The organism is Microbacterium sp., assembly GCF_036823965.1.
Taxonomy (GTDB): Bacteria; Actinomycetota; Actinomycetes; order Actinomycetales; family Microbacteriaceae; genus Microbacterium.
The window spans coordinates 168,524-180,457 of the sequence record NZ_DAITBE010000003.1; the positions used below are offsets into that span (position 1 = coordinate 168,524).

The 11,934-nt window shown below is 69.7% G+C and carries 11 protein-coding genes; 8 read left to right on the plus strand and 3 right to left on the minus strand.

Translation table 11 applies throughout. The features are described 5' to 3' along the window. Positions 1-119: 119 nt before the first annotated feature. The 3 genes from V7Z82_RS07010 to purQ all read left to right on the plus strand — a co-directional run bounded on the left by V7Z82_RS07010 (position 120) and on the right by purQ (position 1,742). Entirely contained in the window at positions 120-653 is a 534-nt protein-coding gene (locus V7Z82_RS07010; RefSeq protein ID WP_334149468.1) for an adenine phosphoribosyltransferase, read from the plus strand. A 136-nt stretch (positions 654-789) separates the two neighbouring features. Then, the gene (purS, locus tag V7Z82_RS07015) at positions 790-1,038 is read left to right on the plus strand and encodes a phosphoribosylformylglycinamidine synthase subunit PurS (RefSeq protein WP_334149470.1); all 249 of its coding nucleotides are present in this window, start codon (positions 790-792) and stop codon (positions 1,036-1,038) included. Beyond that, positions 1,035-1,742 carry a phosphoribosylformylglycinamidine synthase subunit PurQ gene (purQ, locus tag V7Z82_RS07020; protein ID WP_334149472.1) on the plus strand — a complete coding sequence of 236 codons (708 nt, stop codon included), beginning with the start codon at positions 1,035-1,037 and terminating at the stop codon, positions 1,740-1,742. The genes purS and purQ overlap by 4 nt, the downstream gene beginning before the upstream one ends. A 163-nt stretch (positions 1,743-1,905) precedes the next feature. Here the strand turns inward: purQ and V7Z82_RS07025 are convergent, their stop codons facing one another. After that, complete coding sequence (locus V7Z82_RS07025; protein WP_334149474.1) at positions 1,906-3,168, minus strand: hypothetical protein; 1,263 nt, start codon at positions 3,166-3,168, stop codon at positions 1,906-1,908. A gap of 186 nt (positions 3,169-3,354) precedes the next feature. Here V7Z82_RS07025 and V7Z82_RS07030 point away from each other — a divergent pair, with 186 nt between their 5' ends. Together V7Z82_RS07030 and V7Z82_RS07035 are read left to right on the plus strand one after the other, a co-directional pair. Continuing rightward, entirely contained in the window at positions 3,355-5,160 is a 1,806-nt protein-coding gene (locus tag V7Z82_RS07030) for a glycoside hydrolase family 15 protein (protein ID WP_334149476.1), read from the plus strand. A 51-nt stretch (positions 5,161-5,211) separates the two neighbouring features. After that, the gene (locus tag V7Z82_RS07035; RefSeq protein ID WP_334149479.1) at positions 5,212-6,108 is read left to right on the plus strand and encodes an SDR family oxidoreductase; all 897 of its coding nucleotides are present in this window, start codon (positions 5,212-5,214) and stop codon (positions 6,106-6,108) included. A gap of 91 nt (positions 6,109-6,199) precedes the next feature. On the opposite strand, the gene V7Z82_RS07040 is transcribed toward V7Z82_RS07035, so the two are convergent. Then, positions 6,200-6,628, minus strand: coding sequence for a DUF1761 domain-containing protein (locus tag V7Z82_RS07040; RefSeq protein ID WP_334149480.1), 429 nt, complete (start codon positions 6,626-6,628; stop codon positions 6,200-6,202). Between the two features lie 207 nt (positions 6,629-6,835). Between V7Z82_RS07040 and V7Z82_RS07045 the strand changes: the two genes are divergently transcribed. From V7Z82_RS07045 to V7Z82_RS07055, 3 genes are all read left to right on the plus strand, one after another. Next, positions 6,836-8,497 carry a glycoside hydrolase family 13 protein gene (locus tag V7Z82_RS07045; protein WP_334149482.1) on the plus strand — a complete coding sequence of 554 codons (1,662 nt, stop codon included), beginning with the start codon at positions 6,836-6,838 and terminating at the stop codon, positions 8,495-8,497. 141 nt (positions 8,498-8,638) lie between these two features. Further along, positions 8,639-9,649, plus strand: a complete 1,011-nt coding sequence (locus V7Z82_RS07050) for a LacI family DNA-binding transcriptional regulator (RefSeq protein WP_334149484.1) — start codon at positions 8,639-8,641, stop codon at positions 9,647-9,649. A gap of 91 nt (positions 9,650-9,740) precedes the next feature. Next, positions 9,741-11,252 carry a SulP family inorganic anion transporter gene (locus V7Z82_RS07055; protein WP_334149486.1) on the plus strand — a complete coding sequence of 504 codons (1,512 nt, stop codon included), beginning with the start codon at positions 9,741-9,743 and terminating at the stop codon, positions 11,250-11,252. A gap of 33 nt (positions 11,253-11,285) precedes the next feature. On the opposite strand, the gene V7Z82_RS07060 is transcribed toward V7Z82_RS07055, so the two are convergent. Beyond that, positions 11,286-11,915, minus strand: a complete 630-nt coding sequence (locus V7Z82_RS07060; RefSeq protein WP_334149488.1) for a superoxide dismutase — start codon at positions 11,913-11,915, stop codon at positions 11,286-11,288. Between the last annotated feature and the right edge of the window lie 19 nt (positions 11,916-11,934).

An 11,934-nucleotide genomic window follows, 5' to 3' on the forward strand; every position in this document is an offset into this window, starting at 1 on the left:
TCCCACGGCTGGTTCGCCACTCTATGGGAGCGCTCCCACGCGTGTCAAGCGGATGCGGAGCGGATGCGGAGCGGATGCGGCGAACCTGCCGTCTCGCGGAGAGCGGGTAGCCTTGCTCGGTGCCCGAAGCCGAACTCTCCCCCGCCCTCCTCCGCGCCGCATCGCTGATCCGCAACGTCCCGGACTACCCGGAACCCGGCATCGTCTTCCGCGACATCACGCCGCTGCTCGCAGACGCCGAGGCGCTCAAGGCCACCACCGACGCCATCCTCGAGCCCTTCGCCGGACAGTTCGACGTGGTCGCAGGCATCGAGGCGCGCGGCTTCATCCTCGCCGGAGCCGCGGCGATCGCAGCAGGTGTCGGGCTCATCCCGATCCGCAAGGCCGGCAAGCTGCCTCGGCCTGCGGCATCCGTCGACTACGCACTCGAGTACGGCACCGCCACGATCGAGATGCACGACGATCTGCCGGCAGGGTCGCGCGTGCTGCTGATCGACGACGTGCTGGCCACCGGCGGCACCCTCGCCGCCGGGCGTCAGATCGTCGAACAGCTCGGCAGTCACGTGATCGGCATCTCCGTCCTGTTCGAGATCGACGGCCTCGGCGGTCGCGACCTGATCGGCGATCTGCACACGGTGTTCCACGCCGAGTAGCACCGACGTGGGAGGCAGTCACGGCCCGGTAGACTTGGCGCGCCAGCCTTCCCGCGACTTCCGGCGTTTCGACTCCTCGCCGCGCTCGTCGCTCAACGACCGAGAGCTGCGTCCTGCGGCCGCCAAGAGGATCAGAATGCCCACCATCGTCGTCGACGTCATGCCCAAGTCCGAACTGCTCGACCCGCAGGGGAAGGCCGTCTCCGGCGCGTTCGCCCGTCTGGGCGTCGAGGGCTTCACCGATGTCCGCATCGGCAAGCGCTTCGAGCTCACCGTCGAGGGCGAGGTCACCGACGAGCTGCTCGCCGAGGCCAAGCGCATCGCCGACGAGGTGCTCTCCAACTCCGTGATCGAGGACGTCGTCGGCATCGAGGTCGTCGAATGACCGCACGCATCGGGGTCGTCACGTTCCCCGGTTCGCTCGACGACCGCGACGCGCAGCGCGCGGTGCGCATCGCCGGCGCAGAGCCCGTCGCCCTGTGGCACGGCTCGCACGACCTCGAGGGTGTCGACGCGCTCGTTCTTCCCGGCGGCTTCAGCTACGGCGACTATCTGCGCGCCGGTGCGATCGCCGCGCTGTCGCCGATCATGAGCGAGGTCAAGGACGCCGCGGCGAAGGGCATGCCCATCCTCGGCATCTGCAACGGCTTCCAGATGCTCGTCGAGGCGCACCTGCTGCCCGGCGGCCTGATCCGCAACGACCACCAGCACTTCGTGCGCCGCGACCAGCGCCTCACGGTCGAGAACTCCGACACCGCGTGGACGAACACGTTCCGCACCGGCCAGGAGATCGTGATCCCGCTGAAGAACGGCGACGGCGGCTACATCGCCGACGACGAGACGCTCGACCGTCTGGAGGGCGAGGGCCTGGTCGCCTTCCGCTACGCGGGCGTGAACCCGAACGGCTCGCTGCGCGACATCGCCGGACTCACGAACGAGGCGGGCAACGTGGTCGGTCTGATGCCGCACCCCGAGCACGCCGCAGAGGCCGGCTTCGGCCCGGACACCTCGCTCGCCATGCGCAGCGGCATCGACGGTCTCGGCTTCTTCGCGAGCGCGATCGCCGCGGTCGCCCGCGTCGCCGCCTGACGCCAGCCTCCCCCCTCCCCTCCCCCTGCGTCTGCCGCCGCCGCAAGCACGGTCGACCCACCCCTTTGCGTGCGAGCCACCCCTTTGAATGCGTCGCGAAGGGGGTGGGCCGGCGCCAAAGGGGCCGCTCGGCGGGCTGGGCGCGGGCGCGGGCGCGCGGGGGTCAGGGGGATGGCAGCGTGAAGGGGTTGTCTCCGGCGGCGGCGAGCAGATACCAGGCGGTCGTGCCGGAGTGCAGGCTCGCGTAGTACAGGTCGCCGAACCCGGAGTCGAGCCCATCGGTCGACGTCGCCACGATCCCCTTGCCGTCGCCGTTCGGCGCATCACGCTGCGCGAGGCGGATGCTGTCGAGCAGGGCGTCAGCGCGCGCGGCATCGTCGACGCCGTCGCGCAGCCGCAGCGCCAGCGCCAGGTGCCCCGCTCCCTCGAACCAGACCTTCGAGACGTCGACGTGACTGATCGACGGGCCCTGATACTGGCCGTCGTTCGCGATGAGATTCGCGAGCGTCCAGTCGACGGCCGTGCCGTAGCGCGGATCGCCCGTGGCGAGCGAGCTCCATGTCTGCGCGTCGAGCGGCACCGGATACACGTTGGTGGTGCTGCCGTCGAGGAGCGTGCCGGTGTCGACGTGCCCGTCTGCCGCCTGCATCGCGGTGACGAACGCGGCGGCGACGGCTGCTCGGTCCGACCAGACGGGGTCGCCGGAGACCTGTGCGAGCTGGGTGAAGAATCCGGCGATGTCTGCGTTGTGCTCGGTCGACTTCCAGACGAGCGAGGTGCCGTCCTCGAGCTGCCCTCCCATGTAGCCGTATGGCGCGCGCGTCATGTCGGCAGTGTTCGTCTGGATCCACCGCGCGATGTCGAGTGCGCCTTCGAGGTACTTCGTCTCCCCGGTGGCGTGGAAGAGACGGGTGAGCGCCATGCCGACCCATGCCTGGTTGCCGGTGAACGTGCCGGGTCCTGTGATCTCGACGCGGCCCTGGCGGATCCCGTGCGGCTCGTACGAGGTGCGCACCCGCCCGTCGCCGATCGGATCCTCGGCCTGCACGAAGAGCAGCGTGTCGCCGACCGCCTGCGCCCGGCGGATGTCGTCGGGACGCCCGCGTGCGGTGTACGCGATCACCACGAGCGCATCGTCGTACACGAACGACGGCGTGAAGTCCCAGCTCGGGGTCGTGAAGAACCCGCCCTCGTAGCTTCGCGGCAGGCAGCGTCCGTCCCCGTCGCAGAACTCGTCGACGCGGGCATCCAGGAACTCGTAGGCGAGGGCGACCGACAGCGTCGGATCGGGGGTGCCGGTGTCTGCTCCGGGGTCATCGGATGCTGTGGCGACCAGCGCCGAGGAGACAGCCCCCGCGAGGACGACAGCGAGCACGAGCGCACCGGCGACCGCTGCTGACGCCGAGCGTCGAGAAGCTGCGGGCATGGGGGATCCCTCGATGACTGGTGGGGCTGCGCGCGATCTGGGGGGTCGCGAGACGATCTTGGCACGTTCGGGTGCCATCCGGGAAGCGGGAACCTCGGAGCATCCGCGCCGTCCTCGCGTATAGCAACGACATTCGTCAGGTGCAAGGCGTTTGTGCCGTGCCCTGCGCGGCCGCACCATGGCGTCATGCCCGCCGCTCCCCCGTTCCGCCCGCTGGCGTCGTACGCGCCGATCGGCGATGGGCGGACCGTCGCGCTGATCGGCACCGACGGATGCATCGACTGGCTGCCGCTCCCGGGGCTGACGGACCTGCCCGTGTTCGCCCGACTGCTCGACGAGGAGACCGGCGGATGCATCGAGCTGCAGCCGACCGAGGAGTTCCGCAGCGAGCGCCGGTACCTCCCCGAGACGAACGTGCTCGAGACGACGTTCACCACAGCGGCCGGCACCGTGCGGGTGACGGACGCGCTCGTGTCGGGTGTCGCCGGACGACTGCCGTGGGCCGAGCTCGCACGACGCATCGACGGCGTGCAGGGCGAGGTCGCGATGCGCTGGCGCGTGCAGCCGGGGACCTCGCTGCAGACCGCGGCACCCTGGATCGAGAGCACCCAGCACGGTGACATCGTTCGGAGCGGCAGCACCGCGTTCGTGGTGGTCGGATTCGAGCACGGACCGAATCCGCCCGTCGACGACGGCCCGAGCGGACCGCAGCTCACCGGCGGATTCACGGCATCCGCCGGCTCCCGCCACCTCCTCGCCCTCGCGGCGACGCACGATGAACCGCTGCATCTTCCCGCCCCGCACAACATCGACGACGGCATCGACCGGACCATCGAGAGCTGGCAGCACTGGTCGGCCGTGTTCTCGTACGACGGCCCGTGGCAGGCGCACGTCCAGCGCAGCGCGCTGACCCTCAAGCAGCTGATCCACAGCCCCTCCGGCGCGATCGCGGCGGCGGCGACCACGTCGCTGCCGGAGTCGCCGGACGGCGGCAAGAACTGGGACTACCGCTACGCCTGGGTGCGCGACCTTGCGTACACGACGCACGCACTGGTCCGGTTCGGGCTGCGCGAGGAGACCCATGCGGCGCTGTCGTGGATGCTGCGCACGATCCGCGACCACGGCCCCGAGCTGCACGTGATGTACACCCTCGACGGCGACCTCGTGCCGGAGCCGGACGAGCACGACGTCGACGGGTGGCGCGGCATCGGCCCGGTCGTGACGGGCAACCCGGCCAACGGCCAGCTGCAGCTGGGGGTCTACGGCGACCTGATCGCGATCTGCCGTACCTACGTCGACGCCGGCAACGTGCTCGACGTCGAGACGGCACGGATGCTCGCCGGCATCGCGGATCGAACGTGCGATCTGTGGCGCAATCCGGATTCCGGCATGTGGGAGCTGCCGGAGCTGCGGCACTACACGTCGTCGAAGATGGGCTGCTGGAAGGCGCTCGACGACGCCGTCGCGCTCGCGGAGTCCGGTGCGATTCCAGGGAGCGCTGACCGCTGGCGGGCCGAGCGCGACCGCATCCGTCTCTGGATCGAGGAGCACTGCTGGTCGCAGGACCGCGCCGCCTACGTGTTCTTCGCCGGGTCTGACGAGCTCGATGCCTCCGTGCTGCTGCACGCCCCGAGCGGATTCGACCGCGGCGAGCGGATGTCGAGCACGATCGACGCCCTGGCCGACGAGCTCGGTGCCGGCAGCCTGATGTATCGGTACAGCGGTGCCGCCGCCGAGGAGAAGACCTTCGTGGCGTGCGCGTTCTGGCGCGCCGAAGCCCTCGCCTGCGTCGGCCGGCACGAGGAGGCGATCGAGCGGATGGACGAGCTCATCGCGCTCGCGAACGACGTCGGCATCTACGCCGAGATGATCGACGCCGACGACGGCACCGCCTGGGGCAACACCCCGCAGGCGCTCAGCCACCTCGGCTTCCTCACCGCTGCCATGACCATCCGCGACATCGTGCCGGCCGAGCTGCTCGGCGATCGATGACCGCTCCCCTCAGACCTGACAGACCCACCGGAAACAAGGAAAGGACACCCCATGTCCCGTGACCAGTACACCTTCACGAACCCCGCCGAGCTCTACTCGGACATCTCCCCCGAGAAGCAGCACATGCCGGAGCCCGGCCTCGACGCCGCCCTGGCCCCCGCGGCCGACCTCGGCGAGGAGAGCTACCGCGGCACCGGCCGCCTGAAGGGCCGCAAGGCGCTCATCACCGGCGGCGACTCCGGCATCGGCGCGGCGACCGCGATCGCCTTCGCCCGCGAGGGTGCAGACGTCGCGATCTCCTACCTCCCGGAGGAAGAGGAGGACGCGAGCCGCATCGCCGGCATCCTCCGCGACGCAGGCGCGACGGTCGCGACGCTGCCCGGCGATCTGCGGGACGCGGACTACTGCCGCTCGCTCGTGGCCGACGCCGTGTCGGCACTCGGCGGCCTCGACATCCTCGTCAACAACGGCGGCAAGCAGATCTACCAGGAGTCGCTGTCCGACATCACGGACGAGCAGTTCGACGACACCTTCAAGACCAACGTCTACGCGATGTTCTGGATCACGAAGGCCGCGCTGCCGCACCTGCCCGCAGGCTCGGCGATCATCAACACCACGTCGATCCAGGCGTACTCGCCGTCCGGCATCCTCGTCGACTACGCCTCGACGAAGGCGACCATCAACGCCTTCACGAAGGGGCTCGCCGACCAGCTCGCACCGAAGGGCATCCGCGTGAACGCGGTCGCCCCTGGCCCGATCTGGACGCCCCTGCAGCCGAGCGACGGTCAGCCGCAGGAGAAGCTCCCGGAGTTCGGCGAGGACACTCCGCTCGGGCGTATGGGGCAGCCCGCCGAGCTCGCACCGGCGTACGTCTTCCTGGCATCCGCCGAGTCGAGCTACGTGATCGGCGAGACGCTCAACGTGAACGGCGGCATGCCGACTCCCTGACCGGAGCCCCGCCCTTCGGGGTCTCGACACACCGGAGGTCGGATGCTGCAGCTCGCAGCATCCGACCTCCGGTCCGTCGTTCGTGGGGTGGCTACCCGAGCGCCGGCGGCCAGACCCCGATCAGCACGGCCATGACCACGACCGTCACGAGCTCGTGCGCGATGTTCAGCGTGGTCAGTTTGGTCGAGCGGCCCTCGAAGGCGTCGTGGGTGATGAAGCGCGCGGCCGTGAATCCGGCCCACAGGGTGACAGCGGTGACGATGGCGCCCCAGAAGAACGAGCCCCCGTAGAAGTGCCAGGAGATGGCGGCTGCGCCTGCCAGCACCCACGCCGTGATGAAGCTGACGATCACGGTCGTGACGATCGCCCAGGTCGCGGTGGCCGCAGGCCGGTCCATGTCGACGTTCGCGAGCTTGGACCAGCGGGTGCCGAAGACCTTCGGCGTGTACCAGATCGAGCCGACCACCATGCTCGACGCAGTGGCCAGCAGCACAGCCCAGTAGTTGATCTCGGGAACCATCATTGCCTCCTCGAATCGGATGCCGTCAGGCTACTCCCCGCCCCTCACCGACCGGCCCCCTTGTGTGCGAGCCACCCCCTTGGGTGCTGCACATACGGGGGCCGCTCGCACACAAGGGGGCCGCTCGGCACAGAAGACGGATGCCGAATCGAACCGATTCGACCCCTGCGCTGGCGTGGCTGCAAGCGCTTGCACTAGCCTGGTCGCATGACCCAGCTTGAGCAGATCGCAGCGCCCGGTTCCGAGTGGTGGCGCAGCGCCGTCATCTACCAGATCTACCCCCGTTCCTTCGCGGATGCGTCGGGCGACGGCATCGGCGATCTGCCGGGTGTCACGAGCCGCCTCGACTCGCTGCAGGACCTCGGCGTCGACGCGATCTGGCTCAGCCCGTTCATGACCAGCCCGCAGCACGACGCCGGCTACGACGTCGCCGACTACCGCGACGTCGACCCGCTGTTCGGCACGCTCGCCGACTTCGACGAGATGCTCGCCGAGGCGCACGCCCGCGGCATCCGCGTCGTCGTCGACCTGGTGCCGAATCACTCCTCCTCGCAGCACGCCTGGTTCCAGGCAGCGCTGAAGGCGGCCCCTGGCAGCCCCGAGCGCGCGCGGTACATCTTCCGCGACGGCAAGGGCGAGAACGGCGAGCTGCCCCCGAACAACTGGGAGTCCGTGTTCGGCGGCGGCATGTGGGAGCGCATCACCGAAGCCGACGGCACGCCCGGCCAGTGGTACCTGCACATCTTCGACCCCACGCAGCCCGACTTCGACTGGAACAACGAAGAGGTGCGCGAGGAGTTCCGCTCCATCCTGCGCTTCTGGCTCGACCGCGGGGTCGACGGCTTCCGCGTCGACGTCGCGCACGGCATGATCAAGGCCGATGGCCTGCCCGACTACACGCCCCCGGCGGACGCCGACTCCATGGGCGGCGCCGAGGCGAACGTCCCCTACTGGGGACAGGAAGCCGTGCATGACATCTACCGGGACTGGCACGAGGTGCTCGCGGAGTACGACGGCGACCGTGCCCTCTGCGGCGAGGCCTGGCTGCCCACGCTGAAGAAGACCGCGCTCTGGGTGCGCCCGGACGAGATGCATCAGACGTTCAACTTCCCGTACCTGCAGACGGCGTGGGACGCGAAGGAGCTCGGCGACGTGATCCGAGAGTCGCTCGATGCCTTCGGCGAGGTCGGAGCCCCCAGCACCTGGGTGCTCTCGAACCACGACGTCGTGCGGCACGCCACCCGTCTCGCGCTGACGGCCGACAACCCGCAGGGTGAGGGCATCGGCCCGAACACCCCCGACAAGCCGGATGCCGCGATCGGCCTGGCCCGTGCACGCGCGGCCACGACGCTGATGCTGGCCCTCCCCGGCTCGTCGTACCTGTACCAGGGCGAGGAGCTCGGACTGCCGGAGGCGATGGAGATCCCGGATGCGTTCCGTCAGGACCCCACCTGGTTCCGCACGCACGGCGAGCGCTACGGCCGCGACGGCTGCCGCGTGCCGCTGCCGTGGACCGCAGAAGGCGATGCCTTCGGGTTCAACGACACCGGCCGCTCGTGGCTGCCGCAGCCGGCCGATTGGGCGACCTACGCCCGCGATGTCGAAGAGAGCGACCCGAACTCGACGCTGTCGCTCTACAAGGAGCTGCTCGCCGAGCGCCGCGCCCACGGGTTCGGCAGCGGCTCGCTGATCTGGGAGGACGCCGGATCGGATGCCGTGGCGTTCCGCCGTGGCGACGTGCACGTGGTCGCCAACCTCGGCTCGACGCCGCTCGAGCTCCCGGCCGATGCGACGATCCTGGTGCGCACCCAGCCGTTCGACGGCACCGCGCTGCCGGTCGACACGGCGGTCTGGTACACCCAGGGCTGATGCACCTCGGTTCCGGTCGCGATTGCTGCCGCGTGTCGCGCTGACGGGCGGCAGGAATCGCGACCGGAACGCGGAGGAAGGACCGGAACGCGGAGGGACGGAACACGGACGGACCGGTACGAGCGCAGACGGAGCGACGACATGACGAGCATCGATGAGGTCGCCCGGCTCGCCGGGGTCTCGACGGCGACCGTCTCGCGCGCGCTGAGTGGTCGGGGTCAGGTCTCGGCATCCGCCCGCGAACGAGTGCTGGCCGCCGCATCCGCCCTCGGCTATGTGGTGTCGTCTCGGGCATCGAGCCTGGCCTCAGGACGCACCCGCAACATCGGCGTGATCGTGCCGTTCCTGGACCGCTGGTTCTTCAGCGCGGTACTCTCGGGCGTCTCGGCAGCCGCGATGCGCCAGGGCTACGACATCACGCTGTACAACATCACGAGCGATCAGGACGTGCGTCGCGAGGTCTTCGACACGTTCCTGCGGCGACAGCGGGTGGATGCCGTGATCGCGGTGTCGATCAAGCTGGACGACGACGAGACGCAACGGCTGCTCGACCTCGGGATGCCGGTGGTCGCGATCGGCGGACCGCATCCGCGCCTCGAGACGCTCACGGTCGATGAGGAGGCCGTCGCTCAGCTGGCGACGACGCATCTCATCTCGCTCGGCCACCGCGACATCGCCCACATCAGCGCGAGTCCGGCGTTCGACACCGGCTTCCGCGTGCCGAGTCGGCGACGCGCCGGCTTCGAGCGGGCGCTGGCCGCGGCGGGCATCGCGCAGGACCCGGCCCTGATCGAGCTCGCCGACTTCACGGTCGAGGGCGGGCACCGGGCGGCCGCGCGGATCCTCACTCGGATGCCGGGTGCGACGGCGATCTTCGCGGCATCCGATGAGATGGCGATCGGCGCGATCCTGGCCGCCCGCGAGCGGGGCCTCCGTGTGCCCGAGAACCTGTCGATCATCGGCGTCGACGGCCACGAGCTCGGCGCGTTCTTCGGCCTGACCACGGTCGATCAGTTCCCGCTCGGGCAGGGGGAGCGGGCAGCGGATGCCGTGATCCGCCAGCTCAGCGGAGCGGATACCGCCCCGGCGCCGTCGCCGCTGCCGTTCGAGCTGACGGTGCGCGGGTCGACCGGGCGGGTACTCTCGGACTGAGAGCGCTCGCTCCGCCACTCCCCCTCTGCTCCGCACCGTCCTCCGCGCCCGCGCCCGACGGCCTGCGATCGCACGCCCTCCAGGAGGACCCATGACCGCGGTCACGCCCCCACGCGACAGCGCCTCGCGCTACCGCATCGAACCGACCGTGCTGCAGGCGCTGCGGAGCCCTCGTCTGCTGACCCGCGAGGTGCTCGCCGGGCTCGTCGTCGCCCTGGCGCTGATCCCCGAGGCCATCGCCTTCTCGCTGATCGCGGGGGTCGATCCCCGCGTCGGGCTCTTCTCGTCGTTCATCATGGCCGTCGCGATCGCCTTCGTCGGCGGACGCCCGGCCATGATCACCGCGGCGACCGGCGCCGTCGCGCTCGTGATCGCCCCGGTCGTGCGCGAGTACGGCGTGGACTACCTGATCGCGACCGTGCTGCTGGGCGGCGTGATCCAGATCGTGCTGGCGCTGCTCGGCGTCGCCAAGCTCATGCGCTTCATCCCCCGATCGGTCATGGTCGGCTTCGTGAACGCGCTGGCGATCCTGATCTTCATCGCCCAGCTTCCGCAGCTGTTCGACGTGCCGTGGCTCGTGTACCCGCTGGTCGCGGTCGGCCTCGTCATCCTGGTCCTGATGCCGCGGATCACGAAGGTCGTGCCGGCTCCGCTCGTCACGATCGTGCTGCTCACGGCGGCGGTCGCGGTCTTCGGCTGGAGCGTGCCGACGGTCGGCGACCAGGGTGAGCTGCCCCAGAGCCTGCCGTCGCTGTTCATCCCCGATGTGCCGTTCACGGTCGAGACGCTCGCGATCATCGCACCGTTCGCACTCGCGATGGCCGTGGTCGGACTGCTCGAGTCGCTGATGACCGCCAAGCTCGTCGACGACATCACCGACACGCACTCCCACAAGACCCGCGAGGCCTGGGGCCAGGGCGTCGCGAACATCCTCTCCGGCGCGTTCGGCGGCATGGGCGGCTGCGCGATGATCGGGCAGACCATGATCAACGTCAAGGCGTCAGGGGCACGCACCCGCATCTCGACGTTCCTCGCCGGCGTCTTCCTGCTGATCCTGGTGCTCGCGCTCGGCGACGTCGTCGCTGTCATCCCGATGGCGGCGCTGGTCGCCGTGATGTTCCTGGTCTGCTTCGCGACCTTCGACTGGCACAGCATCCGTCCGGCGACACTGCGGCGGATGCCGAAGAGCGAGACCGCCGTGATGCTGATCACGGTGATCGCGACCGTCTGGACGCACAACCTCGCGATCGGCGTCGTGCTCGGCGTGATCGCGGCGATGGTCATGTTCGCGAGACGGGTGGCGCACTTCGCGACCGTCACGCGCACGCTCGACGACGAGCGCGCGTTGTACACGGTCGACGGCGAGCTCTTCTTCGCGTCGAGCAACGACCTCACGACGCAGTTCGAGTACGCGGTCGACCCTGCGCACGTCGTGATCGACATGAGCGGCTCGCACATCTGGGACGCGTCGACGGTCGCGGCGCTCGACGCCGTCGTCACGAAGTACGAGCAGCGCGGCACGACGGTCGAGATCCGCGGCCTCAACGACACCGCCGCCGAGCTGCACCGGAGGCTCTCCGGCACGCTCGACGGCGGTCATTGACGTCGCGGATTCAGATCGCTCCGCTGACCCGGATCACGGAGCGGTGATCAGTCCCTGCGTCGCGGTGCGGGCTGCCTCGAAGCGGCGCTGCACGTCGGGCCAGTTCACGAGGTTCCAGAACGCCTTGACGTAATCGGCGCGCACGTTGAGGTAGTCGAGGTAGTAGGCGTGCTCCCAGACGTCGAGCTGCAGCAGCGGGATGACGCCGAGCGGCGCATTGCCCTGCTGGTCGAACAGCTGGAAGATCACCGGGCGGGCACCGACGCTGTCCCAGGCGAGCACGGCCCAGCCGGAGCCCTGCACACCGAGCGCAGTGGCGGTGAAGTGGGCGCGGAAGGCGTCGATCGAGCCGAAGGCGTCCACGAGCGCCGACTCGAGCTCGCCCTCGGGTGCTCCGCCGCCCTCGGGCGAGAGGTTCTGCCAGAACACCGAGTGGTTGATGTGGCCGCCGAGGTTGAACGCGAGGTCCTTCTCGAGCTTGTTCACGTTGGCGAGGTCGCCGGCGCTGCGTGCCGTGGCCAGCTGCTCGAGCGCGGTGTTCGCGCCCGTCACGTAGGCCTGGTGGTGCTTGGAGTGGTGCAGCTCCATGATCTTGCCGGAGATGTGCGGCTCGAGCGCCGAGTAGTCGTAGGGCAGTTCGGGGAGCGTGTACAGCGTTGACATGCGTGTTCCTTTCGGTGGT

Bases quoted from the DNA above. Each gene is read 5' to 3' on its own strand.
- V7Z82_RS07060 (WP_334149488.1), bottom strand. From the start codon at position 11,915: ATGTCAACGCTGTACACGCTCCCCGAACTGCCCTACGACTACTCGGCG.
- purS (WP_334149470.1), top strand. From the start codon at position 790: ATGCCCACCATCGTCGTCGACGTCATGCCCAAGTCCGAACTGCTCGAC.
- V7Z82_RS07045 (WP_334149482.1), top strand. From the start codon at position 6,836: ATGACCCAGCTTGAGCAGATCGCAGCGCCCGGTTCCGAGTGGTGGCGC.
- purQ (WP_334149472.1), top strand. From the start codon at position 1,035: ATGACCGCACGCATCGGGGTCGTCACGTTCCCCGGTTCGCTCGACGAC.
- V7Z82_RS07025 (WP_334149474.1), bottom strand. From the start codon at position 3,168: ATGCCCGCAGCTTCTCGACGCTCGGCGTCAGCAGCGGTCGCCGGTGCG.
- V7Z82_RS07055 (WP_334149486.1), top strand. From the start codon at position 9,741: ATGACCGCGGTCACGCCCCCACGCGACAGCGCCTCGCGCTACCGCATC.
- V7Z82_RS07035 (WP_334149479.1), top strand. From the start codon at position 5,212: ATGTCCCGTGACCAGTACACCTTCACGAACCCCGCCGAGCTCTACTCG.
- V7Z82_RS07040 (WP_334149480.1), bottom strand. From the start codon at position 6,628: ATGGTTCCCGAGATCAACTACTGGGCTGTGCTGCTGGCCACTGCGTCG.
- V7Z82_RS07050 (WP_334149484.1), top strand. From the start codon at position 8,639: ATGACGAGCATCGATGAGGTCGCCCGGCTCGCCGGGGTCTCGACGGCG.
- V7Z82_RS07030 (WP_334149476.1), top strand. From the start codon at position 3,355: ATGCCCGCCGCTCCCCCGTTCCGCCCGCTGGCGTCGTACGCGCCGATC.